Raw genomic sequence first — 19550 nt, 5'->3', positions numbered from 1 at the left:
CATGTCCGTGGATAATACCCAACCTCTTATCAGTCACTTGATTGAACTGCGTAAGCGGATTTTAAATAGCCTCATTACCGTGCTGATAGTATTTCTGGCATTGGTTTATTTTTCTAATGACATTTACCGGCTTATTGCAGCGCCTTTAATGGAACAATTACCTAAGGGCGCTAATATGATTGCAACAGATGTTGCATCACCTTTTTTTACACCAATTAAACTGACCATTATGGTGTCTATCTTTGTTTCGGCACCGATGATCCTTTATCAAGTATGGGCATTTATTGCACCGGCACTGTATAAACACGAACGCCGCTTGATTATGCCCCTGCTGTTTTCCAGTAGCATATTATTTTATCTGGGAATGGCATTTGCATATTTTGTCGTTTTTCCCATTGTGTTTGGTTTCTTTATCAATACTGTGCCGGCCGGTGTGGTGATCTCAACGGATATCAGCAATTACCTAAGCTTTGTCATGGCGCTGTTTATGGCTTTTGGCGTTTCATTCGAAATACCCATTGCCATTATTTTGCTGTGTTGGAGTGGGGTAGTGACGCCAGAATCGCTAAAAAGAAAACGCCCTTATATTTTAGTTGGGGCGTTTGTGGTTGGGATGTTGTTAACACCACCTGATGTTTTCTCACAAACTCTGCTGGCGGTTCCCATGTATTTGTTATTTGAACTGGGAATTTTGCTTTCGCAGTTCTATGTTGGCAAATGGGGACGCCGTAATTTAATCAATCCAGAAGATAAATCAGACAGTGATATTGGTGACAATTTTAAAAAATAATCTGACGCCGAGCACTCATAATTATCGCGAACCGATTGATAGTGTTAACATCATTATCATGAAATGATGATTATTGACCCAGCGCTTTGTCGCTGGGTTTTACATTAGGAGAACCATATGAGCTATGTATTTCCGGGGGGATTTCCCGGTCGTCGTATGCGCCGTGTGCGCCGTCATGACTTTTCCCGCCGCTTAGTTGCTGAAAATCAGCTTACTGTTAATGACCTGATTTATCCTGTATTTGTTATGGAAGGAACGAATCAGCGTCAGGAAGTTCCTTCAATGCCAGGAGTGTATCGTCTGACAATCGATCTTTTGCTGAAAGAAGCAGAAGAGATTGCCCGACTGGGTATTCCTGTTTTGTCTCTGTTTCCCGTTATTGAAGCGGACAAGAAATCGTTGGATGCGAAAGAAGCCTATAACCCAGATGGATTGATCCAGCGTTCTGTTCGTGCGCTGAAAGATGCTGTACCTGAGCTGGGCCTTTTGACGGATGTAGCGCTCGATCCATTTACTACCCACGGGCAGGATGGTGTGATTGATCAGGATGGCTATGTTATCAATGACATTACCAAAGATATTCTGGTTAAGCAGGCATTATCCCATGCTGAAGCTGGGGCTGAGATTGTCGCGCCAAGTGATATGATGGATGGCCGCATTGGTGCTATTCGCGAACAGCTTGAGCTGGATAATTATGTCAATACCCAAATTATGGCTTACTCTGCCAAGTACGCCTCTTGTTACTATGGGCCATTTAGGGATGCGATTGGTTCCAGCGGTAACTTGAAAAGTGGTAATAAGATGACTTATCAAATGGACCCAGCAAACGGTGATGAAGCGTTGCAGGAAATTGCACAGGATCTGCAAGAAGGTGCTGATAGCGTCATGGTTAAACCAGGTATGCCGTATTTGGATGTGATCCGCCGAGTGAAAGATACTTTCGGTGTGCCAACATTTGCTTATCAAGTTTCTGGTGAATACGCCATGCATATGGCGGCTATTCAAAATGGTTGGTTAAAAGAGCAACCAGCAATTATGGAATCACTATTGTGCTTCAAAAGGGCGGGAGCGGATGGTGTTTTGACCTATTTTGCCAAACGTGTAGCGCAGTGGCTGCATGAACAAAAATATTGATCGCTGCAATGCTTGTATATTAAAGACGGGCAATGTTGCCCGTTTTATGATTTAAACTTTAATGAAATGTTTATTATCTAAAACTTTAGACACTTCTTTATTGAGAATATTTAGCAAGAGGATGGAACGGGTTTCCCCATCTGGCTCGTTATAAATTGCTTGGATCCCTTCGAAAATTCCCTCAGTGATTAAGACAGTATCACCAGTAATTGGGGTTTCAGGTGCTATGTATTCTTGCTCAGTAAGAGACATTAATTCATCAATTAATGTTTGTGGAACAATAGTAGGATAAGTGCTGAACCGAACGAAATGATTTACACCACGTGTTGAGTTAACAGTCGTGGTATGAATAAATTCAGGATCAAAGTGAACAAACAGGTAATTGGGAAACAATGGTTCAGTAACAATGGTTCGTTTACCTCGAATGATTTTTTCAATTTTGGCTGTAGGTGTTAAGCAAATTACATCCTGTCGCTCTAAATTCTCTATTGCCCGAGAGATTTGCCCACGTTTACAGTAAAGAAGATACCAATTTCCCATAATATTTCGACTCCATTGCGTTGAGTGCTTAGCATAACAAAACCAGTGCTAAAGGGTCATCAGTAAAAATAGACGTTATTTTAAGTTTAAGACGCATTTTTTTATATTCTATCGTACTTATTTTTCAATAAAAATTCATATATTAGTTATCGCACTAAATCCATTGTTTTTAGCAGGTTATGACTTTTCCTTGTAACCCTCATGGGAGGGATTATAATGGCTTTCCCTCCTTAAAAATCGGCACGAATGAACAATATGAAATATCGCGATCTAAGAGACTTTCTTTCCTTGTTGGAACAATCAGGTGAATTAAAACGAATTCGTATGGAAGTTGACCCGTATCTGGAAATGACTGAAATCGCAGATCGTACTCTTCGTGCCGGTGGTCCTGCCTTATTATTTGAAAATCCTAAAGGATATTCGATGCCTGTATTGTGCAACTTGTTTGGGACACCTAAGCGCGTTGCCATGGGAATGGGGCAGGATGATGTTAAGGCATTGCATGATGTTGGGAAGCTCTTGGCTTTTCTTAAAGAGCCTGAGCCACCAAAAGGCTTTCGTGATTTGGTCGATAAGTTGCCTAAATTCAAACAAGTTTTGAATATGCCCACCAAACGCCTTAGTTCTGCGCCTTGTCAGGAACAGATTTGGGCAGGGGATGAGGTGGATCTGACCCGTATTCCGGTTATGCATTGTTGGCCGGAAGATGCCGCTCCCTTGATTACCTGGGGATTGACGGTGACTAAGGGGCCTAATAAAGAGCGCCAGAACTTGGGTATTTATCGCCAACAGGTATTGGGAAAAAATAAACTGATTATGCGCTGGTTATCACACCGTGGTGGTGCGCTTGATTTTCAGGAGTGGTGTCAGGCTCATCCGGGGGAACGTTTCCCTGTATCCGTTGCATTGGGTGCCGATCCGGCCACGATATTAGGAGCGGTTACCCCAATTCCTGATACCTTATCTGAATATGCGTTTGCTGGATTATTGCGTGGGCATAAAACGGAAGTCGTTAAATGTATATCCAATGATCTGGAAGTGCCTGCCAGTGCTGAAATTATCCTCGAAGGTTATATTGATCCTGACGAAATGGCACCAGAAGGACCTTATGGTGATCATACCGGCTATTACAATGAAGTAGATATGTTCCCGGTATTTACGATTACCCATATTACCCAACGTAGTGATGCTATCTATCATTCCACTTACACTGGGCGTCCACCGGATGAACCTGCGGTGCTAGGGGTTGCGTTGAATGAAGTCTTGGTGCCAATATTACAAAAACAGTTTCCTGAAATTGTAGATTTTTACTTGCCACCAGAGGGCTGCTCTTATCGACTCGCGGTCGTTACAATGAAAAAACAGTATGCAGGCCATGCCAAGCGAGTAATGATGGGAGTTTGGTCATATCTGAGACAATTTATGTACACAAAATTTGTTATCGTTTGTGATGATGATATCAATGCGCGAGATTGGAATGATGTCATTTGGGCGATAACAACGCGAATGGATCCGCAGAGAGATACTGTTTTACTGGAAAATACACCTATTGACTATCTCGATTTTGCATCGCCTGTTTCTGGACTAGGCTCAAAAATGGGATTAGATGCAACGAATAAATGGCCAGGAGAGACACAAAGGGAATGGGGGCGTCCGATAGCGATGAGCGATGAGATTCGGGCCCGTGTCGATGAAATTTGGGATCAATTAGATATTTTGACGCGATAAGAGGGAACGCATGACAATATTAAGCTGTAAAGTAACATCGGTTGACTCCATTACAGATACAGTTTATCGGGTTCGTTTATTACCTGATTCGCCTTTTTCTTTCCGTGCAGGACAATATTTAATGGTGATTATGGATGAAAGGGATAAACGTCCTTTCTCCATGGCATCGCCACCATCAGAAAAACAGATAATTGAGTTGCATATTGGTGCTTCTGAACTAAATCTCTATGCGATGGCAGTAATGGATAGGATTCTGGATCAGAAAGTTATTGATATTGATATTCCGCATGGTCAGGCATGGTTTCGTGAAGACAGCAAAAACCCGATGTTATTGATTGCCGGTGGAACGGGCTTTTCATATACGCGCTCTATCTTATTGGCTGCATTGGAAAAAAATCCTGATCGTAAAATTTCCATCTATTGGGGAGGACGAGAATTGCAACACCTTTATGATTTGGGGGAGTTGCAATCATTGAGTGAGCGCTATCCTAATTTGACCGTTGTTCCTGTGGTTGAACAAGTAGATGAACACTGGTGTGGGAGAACGGGCACAGTCCTGAGTGCAGTTTTGGAAGATTTCGGCAGTCTGGCAAATCATGATATCTACATTGCTGGCCGCTTTGAGATGGCTAAAATTGCCCGTGAACGGTTCTGTAGTGAACGTGATGCATCCATCGAGCACATGTATGGGGATGCATTTGAGTTTATTTGAGCCGTTTGCCGATAAAAAATAAAAAACCCGCCCTTGACAGGCGGGAAACTACGGCAACAACGTACTAGAGTGATGCAATAGATAAGACAGACAAGGAGAAACGTTAATTTTTAAAAGCCATAAATTTCAATCATCAGCTATGTCTTATAGCTAAGTTTTATGGCTATACCCTTTCGATAATCGTGGCAATACCTTGGCCTAACCCGATGCACATGGTTGATAGCCCGAATTGAACATCTTTACGTTCCATCAAGTTAAGCAAGGTGGTCGTAATGCGAGTCCCAGAGCATCCCAATGGGTGACCGAGAGCAATAGCGCCACCATTCAGGTTTATTTTGTCATCCATGCTATCCAGCAGATTCAACCCTTTTATGCAAGCCAAGGATTGTGCAGCGAATGCTTCGTTCAGTTCCATGACGCCAATATCCGAGAGGCTTAATCCCGCTTTTTTCAAAGCCATTTGTGTTGCCGGCACAGGGCCGTAACCCATGATAGAAGGAGCGCAACCAACAACCGCCGTTGAGCGGATACGAGCACGAGGTTTTAACCCTAGCTCTTTAGCTTTGCTTTCGCTCATGATAAGCATGGCAGAGGCGCCATCGGAAAGTGCTGATGAGTTACCCGCTGTCACACTGCCAGTGACTGGATCAAAAACAGGACGCAGCGCAGCCAAATCTTTTAGGTTAGTTTCTGGGCGGATCACTTCATCAAAATCGACGAGTTTCATATTTCCATCAGCATCATGTCCATATAGAGGAACGATCTCGCTGGCGAAAGCTTTTGTTTCGCTCGCTTGGGCTGCACGCTGATGAGAGCGCAGGGCAAACTCATCCTGCATTTCGCGACTAATATTGTACATTTTGGCCAGCATTTCTGCCGTCAGCCCCATAACACCGGCTGCTTTGGCTACGTTGCGGCTTAATTTGGGATGAAAGTCGACACCGTGTGTCATGGGAACATGTCCCATATGTTCAACACCACCGACCATAATAATACTGGCATCACCAGTCATGATCATGCGGGCACCGTCGTGCAGTGATTGCATTGAAGAACCGCAAAGGCGGTTAACGGTTACCGCAGGGACTGAATGAGGAATACCGGCCAGTAAGGCAGAGTTACGGGCAATATTGAACCCTTGTTCCAGAGTTTGTTGCACGCATCCCCAAGAGATATCATCAATATATTCAGGCTTAACGGCAGGATTGCGCTTGAGTATTGATTTCATCAGATGTGCGGAGAGATCTTCGGCACGGATCTGACGGAATACACCACCTTTTGAGCGCCCCATTGGGGTACGGATACCATCAATAATAACTACGTTTTCCATGTTTTCAGACCTCACGCTTTTTCACCTGGATTAACAGCAAGCTCTGCGGGTGCAGGGTAGTAACTTTCATTACTTTCGGATTTGGTTTTTAAGCCGGCAGGTACGTGATAGAGAGCGCCCAAATGAGCATAACTTTCTGCCATTTTCACATAGGCCGCGGTTCCCATATTATCCAGATAACGGAAAACACCACCGTGGAATGGAGGGAAGCCTAAGCCATATACCAACGCCATATCTGCTTCTGCTGGGCTGGCAATGACACCTTCTTCTAGGCAACGAACAACTTCGTTAATCATTGGGATCATGGTTCGGGCAATGATCTCTTCGCCGGAGAAAGTATGTTTCGGTTTGCTGATGCTTGCCAGTAACTGATCGGTAGTATCATCCAGCTCTTTTTTCGGTTTGCCTTTTTTATCTTGGGTATATTTATAGAAACCAACGCCATTTTTCTGACCATAACGTTGATTTTCAAATAGCACATCAATAGCATCCCGATAATCACGGCTCATACGGTCAGGGAAACCCTGAGCCATGACAGATTGTGCATGGTGAGCGGTATCAATACCGACAACATCAAGGAGATATGCAGGACCCATTGGCCAGCCAAATTCTTTTTCCATAATTTTGTCGATTTGGCGGAAATCACCACCATCACGCAGCAACATGCCGAAACCAGCCAGATATGGGAACAATACCCGGTTTACAAAGAAACCAGGGCAGTCGTTAACGACAATCGGGGTTTTACCCATTTTACTGGCATACGCCACAACGCTTGAAATAGTCTTATCTGAGGTTTTTTCGCCGCGAATAATTTCGACCAACGGCATACGATGTACTGGGTTGAAGAAATGCATACCACAGAAGTTTTCCGGGCGTTTTAACGATTTTGCCAATTCAGTGATTGGAATGGTGGAGGTATTAGACGCCAGAATGCAGTTATCACTGATGTGTGATTCGGTTTCAGCCAGAACCGCAGCTTTAACTTTAGGGTTTTCAACGACAGCTTCAACAACGACTTGGGATTGTTCAATACCGGCATAGCTAAGAGTGGGTTGAATGGATGCCAGAGTTTTAGCCATCTTCATAGCATCTAAGCGTCCACGTTCAAATTGTTTATGCAGCAATTTGGCAGCTTCATTGATACCTAAATCCAGCGCTTTTTGATTGATGTCTTTCATCAAGACAGGAATACCTTTGCGTGCTGATTGGTAGGCAATGCCTCCTCCCATGATCCCCGCACCCAGTACAGCCGCATGTTCAGGTGTTGTGACAGCTTGCAGATGTTTTTTTGCCAGTCCCTTAACATATTGGTCATTCAGGAAGATACCGACTAAGGCACGGGCGACAGAGGTATGCGCTAATGATACAAAACTGGCAGATTCTAGTTTCAAGGCTTCATCGCGACCCAGTGTAGCGGCCTTTTCAATGGTTTTCACCGCAGTGATTGGAGCCGGATAATGTGGGCCAGCAACCTTCATTACCATACCTTTTGCTACGGTGAAACTCATGGTACGCTCGATCTCATTGAGATTCAGTGGTATTAGTTTAGGTTGACGGGCTGCTTTCCAATCTAAGTCTCCTCGAATGGCTTGTTCCAGAATTGAAACGGCAGAATCAAGCAGTTTTTCGGCAGGAACGACGGCATCAACCAGGCCATTTTTCAGTGCTTCTTCAGCACCAATATCTTTTCCAGCGGAAATGATTTCGAGAGCATTGTCTGTACCAATCAAGCGTGGCAGGCGGACAGAACCACCAAATCCCGGCATAATGCCCAATTTAGTTTCTGGTAATCCGATGCGAAGATCTGGAGAAGCGATACGGAAATCGGTTGAAAGTACCAATTCACATCCACCGCCAAGAGCGTAGCCATTGATAGCAGAGATAGTTGGAACAGGGAGATCTTCTATACGATTAAAGATATTGTTGGCGAGATTGAGCAATTCGTGCAGTTTTTCTGCTGGCGCACTGAATAACGATAAAAATTCTGTAATGTCTGCGCCAACAATAAAGGCTTGTTTTTCAGAGCGTAACAGTAATCCTTTCAGTTCAGTTTCTTGCTCAAGGGCGGCAACAGCTTTAGCCAGTGAAGTCACCGTTTTTGTATCTAATTTATTAATTGCAGCCGGTGCATTGAAGATGAGTTCAGCAATGCCATCTTTCAGCCATTTTACTTGAATAGTTTCACTTAGGTAGAGCATGTCATTCTCCTCAATGAGTGCATACCATCTGGTATGACCAGATGCAGTTGATTGTGATTACTGTGTTAATTTAATGCAAACCAATGATTAATTTTTTGTAGGGCGGATCACAGGTAAGATTTATGACAGGGAACAACATATTTAGTTAGTGTTCTGAAAAATATAAATATATTAGCTTAATTTTAGAAAGGGGGCTTTTCACGTGATAGCTCCCACAATAATGAATTGTGATAATATTTAAGCTCCTGCCAAAAAATCAAAAGGCTAATTAAGATGGAAAAGTTGGCATCTCTGTACCAAGAACACATTAAAACCTTACAAAAACGTGCCCAAGAAATCTTAGAACGCACCCAGCTTGACGCCTTGCTTATTCATTCAGGTGAATCATTACGGGTTTTTCTTGATGACAGCCATTATCCGTTTAAGGTCAATGCGCACTTTAAGGCATGGATACCTGTGACCAAAGTGCCTAATTGCTGGTTGTGGATTGATGGAGTTAATAAACCTAAGCTTTGGTTTTATTCACCTGTAGATTACTGGCACAGCGTAGAACCCCTGCCCAATGGCTATTGGACTGACGAAATAGAAATGATTCATTTGGCAAAATCTGAAGATATCAGCACAAAGCTGAATGGATTAGCCAAACAGAATACAGCTTATATTGGTGAACAAACTGAGCGTGCTAAATCTTTGGGTATTTTTGATCACAATATCAACCCAAAAGCTGTTTTGGATTATTTGAATTATCATCGTTCATATAAAACAGATTACGAATTGGTCTGTCTGCGTGAGGCTCAGAAAACCGCCGTTAATGGTCATCTGGCAGCCTATGATGCATTTTTGTCTGGCGTGAGCGAATTCGAAATTAATATGTTCTATTTGATGGCAACCGGACACCGTGATACCGATGTTCCTTATGATAATATTATTGCCTTGAACGAGAATACGGCTGTTTTGCATTACAATAAGTTACGACAGAGGGTTCCTTCTGAAATTCGCAGTTTCTTGATTGATGCTGGCGCTGAATATCATGGTTATGCAGCGGATATCACCAGAACCTATGCAGCAAAACCTAATAACGATTTCGCCTCATTGATAAAGGATCTGAGTGAAGAGCAGCAGGCGATCATCGGCACAATTAAAACGGGAGTCCGATATACTGATTACCATGTTAATATGCATAAACGCATAGCCAGAATATTGAAAAAACATGATATTGTTCATGGGATCAGTGAAGAAGGTATGGTTGAGGCCGGATTGACGACACCATTTTTCCCACACGGACTCGGTCATCCTTTGGGGTTGCAGGTGCATGATGCTGCTGGATTTATGCAAGATGATAGAGGAACCCATCTGGCAGCTCCAAAAATGCATCCTTATTTGCGTTGTACCCGTATCCTGGAGCCAAGAATGGTTTTGACCATTGAGCCTGGGATCTATTTCATTGAAACGTTATTAGCGCAGTGGCGTGAAAGCGAATATCGTCAACATTTCGATTGGAAAAAAATCGATATGTTGAAATCTTATGGTGGTATTCGTATTGAAGATAACATCGTTATTCACGATGGAAAAATTGAAAACATGACCAGAGACTTACAATTATCGTAATGAAGCCTTATTTGATCCCTGCGGCTTCAGTCAGCTTTACTGAAGAAATAAAAAAGAGTCGTTTCATTACCCTGCTGGAGCACACCAGCGGGGTGGATGAGGCTAAATTATTTATCCAAAGCATCAAAGAGCAATATCCTGATGCTCGGCATCACTGCTGGGCTTTTGTAGCAGGGGCACCGGATGATTCCCAACAGTTAGGTTTTTCTGATGATGGTGAGCCTACCGGAACCGCGGGCAAGCCGATGATTGCTCAGTTAATAGGAAGTGGTCTGGGTGAAATTACCGCAGTTTCTGTTCGCTATTTTGGTGGCATAAAACTGGGGACAGGGGGGTTAGTAAAAGCCTACGGCAATGGTGTGCAACAAGCTTTGAAACTGTTACAAACCGAATACAAAGTACCGCAGAAGTTATACCAATTGCAGTGTGAGTATGCGCATATTTCAATGGTAGAACAGTTGTTACACCAATTCTCTGGGCAAGTGATCGCCAGTGATTATGCTGAAAATGTTACGTTACAAGTTTCTCTGCCAGCTACCCTTGTTGGTGAGATAGGTGATAAATTACGGAACTTGAGCCGTGGTACTTTGTTTTTAACACCAAGCTCTTAATACCAGGCTCTTAACACTAAAATCATAACTATATTTCTTCTTCATACCGGATTTCTAAGGAACCAGCCGAATGCATTTTCGCGCCATAACCCGTATTGTTGGACTACTTGTCATTCTTTTCTCTGTCACAATGATTATTCCGGGATTGGTGGCATTGATCTATCGCGATGGTGCAGGCAGAGCATTCAGCCAGACATTTATTTTTGCTCTCATCATTGGTTTAATATTGTGGGTGCCAAATCGCGAACAAAAATCTGAACTCAAGCCGAAAGAAGGTTTTTTGATTGTTGTCCTATTTTGGACTGTGTTAGGAAGTGTGGGGGCATTGCCATTTATTTTCTCAGAAAAACCCAATCTTTCAATCACAGATGCCTTTTTTGAATCATTTTCTGGCTTGACGACAACTGGAGCGACGACGCTTGTTGGCCTTGATTCTCTTCCCAAGGCTATTTTGTTCTATCGACAAATGTTGCAATGGTTAGGCGGTATGGGAATTATCGTTCTGGCTGTGGCGATTTTACCTCTGCTTGGTGTTGGAGGAATGCAGCTTTACCGTGCAGAGATGCCTGGGCCACTGAAAGACAATAAAATGCGCCCCCGTATTGCAGAAACAGCAAAAACACTTTGGCTGATTTATGTCTTGTTGACCATAGCCTGTGCGGTAGCACTATGGGCTGCGGGGATGTCAGTATTTGATGCGATTTCTCATAGCTTTTCTACCATCGCTATTGGTGGATTTTCTACCCATGACTCCAGTATCGGTTTCTTCAATAGCCCAGCCATCAACACGATTATTGCCATTTTTTTATTGATTTCGGGCTGTAATTTTGGCCTGCATTTTGCGGTTCTTTCTGGACGAAGCTTGAAAGTGTATTGGCGTGATCCTGAATTTCGTATGTTCATTACTATTCAGTTGTCACTATTGGCAATCTGTATGCTGATATTATGGCAACATTCCGTTTATGAGTCAGAATTGGCAGCATTAAATCACGCTTTTTTTCAAGTTGTTTCTATGGCGACAACTGCGGGGTTTACAACTGACACTTTTGCCAATTGGCCTCTGTTTTTGCCTTTTTTATTGTTATGTTCTGCCTTTATAGGGGGATGCGCGGGTTCGACGGGAGGCGGTCTCAAAGTTATCCGTATCTTGTTATTGTTCTTGCAAGGATCTCGTGAATTAAAACGTTTAGTTCATCCGAATGCGGTATACACCATCAAATTAGGGCGGCGAGCATTACCGGAACGCATCATTGAAGCAGTATGGGGATTTTTTTCAGCTTACGCGCTCGTCTTCATTATTAGTATGTTGTTACTGATCGCAACGGGTGTTGACGAGTTTTCTGCTTTTTCTGCCATTGCAGCAACATTGAATAACGTGGGACCAGGATTGGGAGTCGTTGCTGATAACTTTACAACTATGAATCCTGCCGCTAAATGGATATTGGTTGTCACTATGTTATTTGGACGTTTGGAAGTGTTCACATTATTGGTCCTATTTACTCCCACTTTTTGGCGTGAATAGTGTTTATATGTGAACTTCTATTTAATAAGGGCGTATCTATGAATTATTTGTTGCTCTATTCTACTCAGGATGGACAGACCAAAAAAATTATTACCCGTATCGCAGGGAATCTCCGTCGTGCTGGTATTAGGTGTGAGTTAAGAGATCTTTCCACAGTGAAACAGGTCAATCTGATGCCTTACCAAAAAGTCATGATAGGTGCGTCGATACGCTATGGTCGTTTCAATTCTGTATTGCATAATTTTGTCGTTCGCCATCAAAAACAATTGAACCAAATGCCAACGGCTTTCTTTGGGGTTAATTTAACGGCGAGAAAACCAGAAAAAAGAACACCAGAAACGAACGCTTATGTACGCAAGTTTTTAATAAAAAGTCCGTGGCAACCTGATATCTGCGGAGTTTTTGCAGGGGCGTTACTGTATCCACGTTATCGTTGGTTGGATCGCATCATGATTCAGTTCATTATGCGAATGACTGGAGGAGAAACGGATACTACAAAAGAAATTGAATACACTGATTGGAAACAGGTAGATCATTTTTCTGAAAAATTTTTGCAAATATCGTGTGATAACACGCCTTAAAAACATCCTTTTTGCTGATTATCGCCTCGTTTTGAGTAAAAAAAACACGAACAGAAAGAAAATCAAAAAAAACTATTGTCAGAGCCACAAAACTCCCTATAATGCGCATCCGTTGTCCCGACAAACACACAAACCTGTTGAGATGACAACGTGAAAAGTCAGAAAAAATAAGGCTTGACACAGTAAGAGGAAAGCGTAAGATACGCAGCCTCGCAACCCGGCAGAAACGGCCGGTTGCCAACGCTCTTTAACAAATTAATCAGACAATCTGTGTGGGCACTCGCAAGACACTATCTCAGCCGAAAGGCAAAAAAGATTAAAGTCTTGAAGAGTGACTGACAGTTAATTCATTACGAACTAACAGTAAGATTCTTTGAGCATCAAACTTTTAATTGAAGAGTTTGATCATGGCTCAGATTGAACGCTGGCGGCAGGCCTAACACATGCAAGTCGAGCGGCAGCGGGGGAAAGCTTGCTTTCCTGCCGGCGAGCGGCGGACGGGTGAGTAATGTCTGGGGATCTGCCCGATGGAGGGGGATAACCACTGGAAACGGTGGCTAATACCGCATAACCTCTTTGGAGCAAAGTGGGGGACCTTCGGGCCTCACGCCATCGGATGAACCCAGATGGGATTAGCTAGTAGGTGGGGTAAAGGCTCACCTAGGCGACGATCCCTAGCTGGTCTGAGAGGATGACCAGCCACACTGGGACTGAGACACGGCCCAGACTCCTACGGGAGGCAGCAGTGGGGAATATTGCACAATGGGCGCAAGCCTGATGCAGCCATGCCGCGTGTATGAAGAAGGCCTTCGGGTTGTAAAGTACTTTCAGCGGGGAGGAAGGCGCAAGGTTGAATACACCTTGCGATTGACGTTACCCGCAGAAGAAGCACCGGCTAACTCCGTGCCAGCAGCCGCGGTAATACGGAGGGTGCAAGCGTTAATCGGAATTACTGGGCGTAAAGCGCACGCAGGCGGTCAATTAAGTTAGATGTGAAATCCCCGGGCTTAACCTGGGAATGGCATCTAAGACTGGTTGGCTAGAGTCTCGTAGAGGGGGGTAGAATTCCACGTGTAGCGGTGAAATGCGTAGAGATGTGGAGGAATACCGGTGGCGAAGGCGGCCCCCTGGACGAAGACTGACGCTCAGGTGCGAAAGCGTGGGGAGCAAACAGGATTAGATACCCTGGTAGTCCACGCTGTAAACGATGTCGATTTGGAGGTTGTGGCCTTGAGCTGTGGCTTCCGGAGCTAACGCGTTAAATCGACCGCCTGGGGAGTACGGTCGCAAGATTAAAACTCAAATGAATTGACGGGGGCCCGCACAAGCGGTGGAGCATGTGGTTTAATTCGATGCAACGCGAAGAACCTTACCTACTCTTGACATCCACGGAATTCTGCAGAGATGCGGAAGTGCCTTCGGGAACCGTGAGACAGGTGCTGCATGGCTGTCGTCAGCTCGTGTTGTGAAATGTTGGGTTAAGTCCCGCAACGAGCGCAACCCTTATCCTTTGTTGCCAGCACGTTATGGTGGGAACTCAAGGGAGACTGCCGGTGATAAACCGGAGGAAGGTGGGGATGACGTCAAGTCATCATGGCCCTTACGAGTAGGGCTACACACGTGCTACAATGGCGGATACAAAGAGAAGCGACCTCGCGAGAGCAAGCGGACCTCATAAAGTCTGTCGTAGTCCGGATTGGAGTCTGCAACTCGACTCCATGAAGTCGGAATCGCTAGTAATCGTAGATCAGAATGCTACGGTGAATACGTTCCCGGGCCTTGTACACACCGCCCGTCACACCATGGGAGTGGGTTGCAAAAGAAGTCGGTAGCTTAACCTTTTGGAGGGCGCTGACCACTTTGTGATTCATGACTGGGGTGAAGTCGTAACAAGGTAACCGTAGGGGAACCTGCGGTTGGATCACCTCCTTAACCAACGATGGTGAAATGTGAGTGTTCACACAGATTGTCTGATAGAAGAAGAGACGGGCTCGGTATAGGCTTGTAGCTCAGGTGGTTAGAGCGCACCCCTGATAAGGGTGAGGTCGGTGGTTCAAGTCCACTCAGGCCTACCAACTTTTTTTGTCCGATTCGATGGGGCTATAGCTCAGCTGGGAGAGCGCCTGCCTTGCACGCAGGAGGTCAGCGGTTCGATCCCGCTTAGCTCCACCATCCTCTTCTTAAATAACAAAAAGTATTTCAGAACACATTAAAAACAGTGTGTTATGGAATATTTGCTCTTTAACAATCTGGAACAAGCTGAAAATTTGAAACAATCGATGTTGTTGAACGATAACATTGATGAGTCTCTCAAAAACTCCAGTCCGAAGACACCTTCGGGTTGTGAGGTTAAGCGACTAAGCGTACACGGTGGATGCCTAGGCAGTCAGAGGCGATGAAGGACGTGCTAATCTGCGAAAAGCGCCGGTGAGCTGATATGAAGCGCTATCAGCCGGCGATGTCCGAATGGGGAAACCCAGTGCAATCCGTTGCACTATCCTTGCCTGAATTCATAGGGTAAGGAGGCGAACCGGGGGAACTGAAACATCTCAGTACCCCGAGGAAAAGAAATCAACCGAGATTCCCCCAGTAGCGGCGAGCGAACGGGGAGGAGCCCAGAGCCATCAGCGATAGGCGTGTCAGGAGAACGGTCTGGAAAGGCCGGCAGTAAAGGGTGAAAGCCCCGTATCCGAAGACATGCCTATTGTGAGCTCAACGAGTAGGGCGGGACACGTGGTATCCTGTCTGAACATGGGGGGACCATCCTCCAAGGCTAAATACTCCTGACTGACCGATAGTGAACCAGTACCGTGAGGGAAAGGCGAAAAGAACCCCGGCGAGGGGAGTGAAAGAGAACCTGAAACCGTGTACGTACAAGCAGTGGGAGCCTTGATTTATCAGGGTGACTGCGTACCTTTTGTATAATGGGTCAGCGACTTATATTCTGTAGCAAGGTTAACCGAATAGGGGAGCCGCAGGGAAACCGAGTCTTAACTGGGCGTTAAGTTGCAGGGTATAGACCCGAAACCCGGTGATCTAGCCATGGGCAGGTTGAAGGTTGGGTAACACTAACTGGAGGACCGAACCGACTAATGTTGAAAAATTAGCGGATGACTTGTGGCTGGGGGTGAAAGGCCAATCAAACCGGGAGATAGCTGGTTCTCCCCGAAAGCTATTTAGGTAGCGCCTCGTGAATTCATCTTCGGGGGTAGAGCACTGTTTCGGCTAGGGGGTCATCCCGACTTACCAACCCGATGCAAACTGCGAATACCGAAGAATGTTATCACGGGAGACACACGGCGGGTGCTAACGTCCGTCGTGAAGAGGGAAACAACCCAGACCGCCAGCTAAGGTCCCAAAGTCATGGTTAAGTGGGAAACGAAGTGGGAAGGCTCAGACAGCCAGGATGTTGGCTTAGAAGCAGCCATCATTTAAAGAAAGCGTAATAGCTCACTGGTCGAGTCGGCCTGCGCGGAAGATGTAACGGGGCTAAACCATGCACCGAAGCTGCGGCAGCGACATTTAGGTGTTGTTGGGTAGGGGAGCGTTCTGTAAGCCGGAGAAGGTGAACTGTGAGGTTTGCTGGAGGTATCAGAAGTGCGAATGCTGACATAAGTAACGATAAAGCGGGTGAAAAACCCGCTCGCCGGAAGACCAAGGGTTCCTGTCCAACGTTAATCGGGGCAGGGTGAGTCGACCCCTAAGGCGAGGCCGAAAGGCGTAGTCGATGGGAAACGGGTTAATATTCCCGTACTCGGTGTGGCTGCGAAGGGGGGACGGAGAAGGCTATGTCATCCGGGCGACGGTCGTCCCGGTTTAAGCGTGTAGGCTGGCATCCCAGGGAAATCCGGGGTGCTTTAAGGCTGAGGCGTGATGACGAGGCACTATGGTGCTGAAGTGACAGATGCCCTGCTTCCAGGAAAAGCCTCTAAGCATCAGGTCACATTGAATCGTACCCCAAACCGACACAGGTGGTCAGGTAGAGAATACTCAGGCGCTTGAGAGAACTCGGGTGAAGGAACTAGGCAAAATGGTGCCGTAACTTCGGGAGAAGGCACGCTGGCGTTAGGTGAAGGGACATGCGCCCGGAGCCGAGGCCAGTCGCAGATACCAGCTGGCTGCAACTGTTTAATAAAAACACAGCACTGTGCAAACACGAAAGTGGACGTATACGGTGTGACGCCTGCCCGGTGCTGGAAGGTTAATTGATGGGGTTAGCCGCAAGGCGAAGCTCTTGATCGAAGCCCCAGTAAACGGCGGCCGTAACTATAACGGTCCTAAGGTAGCGAAATTCCTTGTCGGGTAAGTTCCGACCTGCACGAATGGCGTAATGATGGCCAGGCTGTCTCCACCCGAGACTCAGTGAAATTGAACTCGCTGTGAAGATGCAGTGTACCCGCGGCAAGACGGAAAGACCCCGTGAACCTTTACTATAGCTTGACACTGAACCTTGAGCCTTGATGTGTAGGATAGGTGGGAGGCTGTGAAGTGTGGACGCCAGTCTGCACGGAGCCATCCTTGAAATACCACCCTTGAATGTTTGATGTTCTAACGTAGGCCCGTGAACCGGGTTGCGGACAGTGTCTGGTGGGTAGTTTGACTGGGGCGGTCTCCTCCCAAAGCGTAACGGAGGAGCACGAAGGTTAGCTAATCACGGTCGGACATCGTGAGGTTAGTGCAAAGGCATAAGCTAGCTTGACTGCGAGAGTGACGGCTCGAGCAGGTACGAAAGTAGGTCTTAGTGATCCGGTGGTTCTGAATGGAAGGGCCATCGCTCAACGGATAAAAGGTACTCCGGGGATAACAGGCTGATACCGCCCAAGAGTTCATATCGACGGCGGTGTTTGGCACCTCGATGTCGGCTCATCACATCCTGGGGCTGAAGTAGGTCCCAAGGGTATGGCTGTTCGCCATTTAAAGTGGTACGCGAGCTGGGTTTAGAACGTCGTGAGACAGTTCGGTCCCTATCTGCCGTGGGCGTTGGAAGATTGCAAGGGGCTGCTCCTAGTACGAGAGGACCGGAGTGGACGCACCACTGGTGTTCGGGTTGTCATGCCAATGGCACTGCCCGGTAGCTAAGTGCGGAAGAGATAACCGCTGAAAGCATCTAAGCGGGAAACTTGCCTTAAGATGAGTCTTCCCTTGTCCCTTGAGGACACTGAAGGAACGTTCGAGACGAGGACGTAGATAGGCTGGGTGTGTAAGCGTTGCGAGACGTTGAGCTAACCAGTACTAATGAACCGTGCGGCTTAACCTGACAACACCGAAGGTGTTTTGGGCATGAGAGAAGACAGTTTCAGAGAGAAAGCAGCTTGTTCGGGATTGAAAACAGGATTTGTCTGGCGGCAAGAGCGCGGTGGTCCCACCTGACCCCATGCCGAACTCAGCAGTGAAACGCCGTAGCGCCGATGGTAGTGTGGGGTCTCCCCATGCGAGAGTAGGGAACTGCCAGACATTCAATTAACCCTTTGTTGCTGGCATAAAAGGCAGCAAGGATAAAAAATTCGGTGGTGCGGTAGTTCAGTTGGTTAGAATACCGGCCTGTCACGCCGGGGGTCGCGGGTTCGAGTCCCGTCCGCACCGCCACCGTATTTAGAAAAAACCCTGAGAGATATCTCTCAGGGTTTTTTCTATTATCTAATCTACAGCTTATTATTTATATCCTTCTTATGTGTCTCTCGACCAAGAGAAATTTACTTCTTGAATATGATGTTTTTTGATAATTATCAAAAATATTAATATTTATTTTTTAATATTAAATAATCACTCTACTAATTCTAATGAATAGTTGTTTTATCAGTATGTTGTGTTGTTATTATATAGCTACATAGCCATGTTGGTTTTTTAAGCACTAGAGATTGAAATCAATGACTAAGATGTCATATTAGTGGGAGTAAAAGGTGTAGAAGTAAGCTGGGGGAAACTTGATCAGAAATAGTTATTTAAGAAGAAGCTGGGCGAGAAAAAATTACGCTCAAAAAAATTTTGCTATGAGATATGTTGCTGGACAGCCTGTGGAACGGGTTTTGCCTACTTCTAAACAATTACTTGAGGATGCATCGTTACCACGCGGAAAACCGCTTCTTGACCATAATTGCGAACTTTCTGTCGTTATCTGGAATATCTACAAACAGCAGCGCCCATCATGGCAACATGTTTTGGCTTCTTTGATTGAGAAGAGTGACCTTGTCTTGCTACAAGAAGCACAAACGACCCCAGCCCTATTGAAATTCATTACAGAAAGTGGCTTAGTTGCGGATCAGGTCCCTGCATTTGCTATCCCCCAACACCCATCAGGTGTGATGACATTGGCATCGTCTTCACCGATTTATTGTTGCCCGCTGCGTGAAAAAGAACCGATATTCAGGCTATCTAAATCATCATTAATTACGATTTATCCATTGCCGGATAAACGCCAGTTGATGGTGATAAACGTGCATGCCATTAATTTTAGTCTTGGCATTGATGTTTATAGCCGGCAGTTAAATAACATTGGCATTCATATAAACTTACATAATGGCCCTGTCATTTTTGCTGGAGATTTTAATGCGTGGAGTCGGCAGAGATTAAAAATATTAGAACATTTCGCACATCGTATGCACTTGAAAGAAGTCTATTTTAATGATGATCATAGAACGATTGTTTTTGGCAAACCGCTGGATTTTGTTTTTTATCGTGAATTAAAAGTTGCCCGTGCAACAGTTGTAATGACCGGTGCTTCTGATCACAACCCATTGATGGTGAACTTCTCTTTATGACGATTTTTCTGTGTGATGATAACTAATGGATAGAGTGACTC

At 45.4% G+C, this 19550-nt stretch carries 12 protein-coding genes, 3 tRNA genes and 3 rRNA genes; 15 read left to right on the top strand and 3 right to left on the bottom strand.

Annotation, left to right across the window (positions count from 1 at the left end; genetic code table 11):
• The first annotated feature begins 1 nt into the window (after position 1).
• The gene (gene tatC, locus Xish_RS04455; protein WP_099116886.1) at positions 2-790 is read left to right on the top strand and encodes a Sec-independent protein translocase subunit TatC; all 789 of its coding nucleotides are present in this window, start codon (positions 2-4) and stop codon (positions 788-790) included.
• Positions 791-907: 117 nt separating this feature from the next.
• Positions 908-1924: a porphobilinogen synthase gene (gene hemB / locus Xish_RS04450; protein ID WP_099116885.1), complete on the top strand. Its 1017-nt coding sequence runs from the start codon at positions 908-910 to the stop codon at positions 1922-1924.
• A 51-nt stretch (positions 1925-1975) separates the two neighbouring features.
• Here hemB and rfaH read toward each other — a convergent pair whose 3' ends face one another.
• Positions 1976-2464: a transcription/translation regulatory transformer protein RfaH gene (rfaH, locus tag Xish_RS04445; protein WP_099116884.1), complete on the bottom strand. Its 489-nt coding sequence runs from the start codon at positions 2462-2464 to the stop codon at positions 1976-1978.
• A gap of 255 nt (positions 2465-2719) precedes the next feature.
• On the opposite strand from rfaH, the gene ubiD reads away from it, so the two are divergent.
• Positions 2720-4192: a 4-hydroxy-3-polyprenylbenzoate decarboxylase gene (gene ubiD / locus Xish_RS04440; RefSeq protein ID WP_099118666.1), complete on the top strand. Its 1473-nt coding sequence runs from the start codon at positions 2720-2722 to the stop codon at positions 4190-4192.
• A gap of 10 nt (positions 4193-4202) precedes the next feature.
• Positions 4203-4904 (top strand): NAD(P)H-flavin reductase, encoded by a 702-nt coding sequence (gene fre, locus Xish_RS04435; protein ID WP_099116883.1) that lies wholly within the window; start codon positions 4203-4205, stop codon positions 4902-4904.
• Positions 4905-5067: 163 nt separating this feature from the next.
• Here the strand turns inward: fre and fadA are convergent, their stop codons facing one another.
• The gene (fadA, locus tag Xish_RS04430; RefSeq protein ID WP_099118665.1) at positions 5068-6231 is read right to left on the bottom strand and encodes an acetyl-CoA C-acyltransferase FadA; all 1164 of its coding nucleotides are present in this window, start codon (positions 6229-6231) and stop codon (positions 5068-5070) included.
• An 11-nt stretch (positions 6232-6242) separates the two neighbouring features.
• Entirely contained in the window at positions 6243-8429 is a 2187-nt protein-coding gene (gene fadB, locus Xish_RS04425) for a fatty acid oxidation complex subunit alpha FadB (protein WP_099116882.1), read from the bottom strand.
• 273 nt (positions 8430-8702) lie between these two features.
• Between fadB and pepQ the strand changes: the two genes are divergently transcribed.
• From pepQ to Xish_RS04370, 11 genes are all read left to right on the top strand, one after another.
• Entirely contained in the window at positions 8703-10037 is a 1335-nt protein-coding gene (gene pepQ / locus Xish_RS04420) for a Xaa-Pro dipeptidase (RefSeq protein ID WP_099116881.1), read from the top strand.
• Positions 10037-10648, top strand: coding sequence for an IMPACT family protein (locus Xish_RS04415; RefSeq protein WP_099116880.1), 612 nt, complete (start codon positions 10037-10039; stop codon positions 10646-10648). The genes pepQ and Xish_RS04415 overlap by 1 nt, the downstream gene beginning before the upstream one ends.
• A gap of 70 nt (positions 10649-10718) precedes the next feature.
• A complete protein-coding gene (gene trkH / locus Xish_RS04410) occupies positions 10719-12170 on the top strand; it encodes a Trk system potassium transporter TrkH (RefSeq protein ID WP_099116879.1) in 1452 nt (483 codons plus the stop codon).
• A 38-nt stretch (positions 12171-12208) separates the two neighbouring features.
• The gene (gene hemG / locus Xish_RS04405) at positions 12209-12751 is read left to right on the top strand and encodes a menaquinone-dependent protoporphyrinogen IX dehydrogenase (protein WP_099116878.1); all 543 of its coding nucleotides are present in this window, start codon (positions 12209-12211) and stop codon (positions 12749-12751) included.
• Between the two features lie 389 nt (positions 12752-13140).
• Positions 13141-14683 (top strand): 16S ribosomal RNA (locus Xish_RS04400).
• Positions 14684-14749: 66 nt separating this feature from the next.
• Positions 14750-14826 (top strand) — tRNA-Ile (locus Xish_RS04395).
• Positions 14827-14847: 21 nt separating this feature from the next.
• Positions 14848-14923 (top strand) — tRNA-Ala (locus Xish_RS04390).
• Positions 14924-15098: 175 nt separating this feature from the next.
• Positions 15099-18008 (top strand): 23S ribosomal RNA (locus Xish_RS04385).
• An 81-nt stretch (positions 18009-18089) separates the two neighbouring features.
• Positions 18090-18205 (top strand): 5S ribosomal RNA (rrf, locus tag Xish_RS04380).
• The 16S, 23S and 5S rRNA genes sit together here with 3 tRNA genes alongside, the layout of an rRNA operon.
• Before the next feature lie 55 nt (positions 18206-18260).
• Positions 18261-18337, top strand: a tRNA-Asp gene (locus Xish_RS04375).
• A gap of 341 nt (positions 18338-18678) precedes the next feature.
• Positions 18679-19509, top strand: coding sequence for an endonuclease/exonuclease/phosphatase family protein (locus tag Xish_RS04370; RefSeq protein ID WP_279625652.1), 831 nt, complete (start codon positions 18679-18681; stop codon positions 19507-19509).
• Positions 19510-19550: the final 41 nt, after the last annotated feature.

This window comes from Xenorhabdus ishibashii (genome assembly GCF_002632755.1).
GTDB lineage: Bacteria > Pseudomonadota > Gammaproteobacteria > Enterobacterales > Enterobacteriaceae > Xenorhabdus > Xenorhabdus ishibashii.
This window is presented reverse-complemented; position numbering and strand designations above follow the sequence as displayed.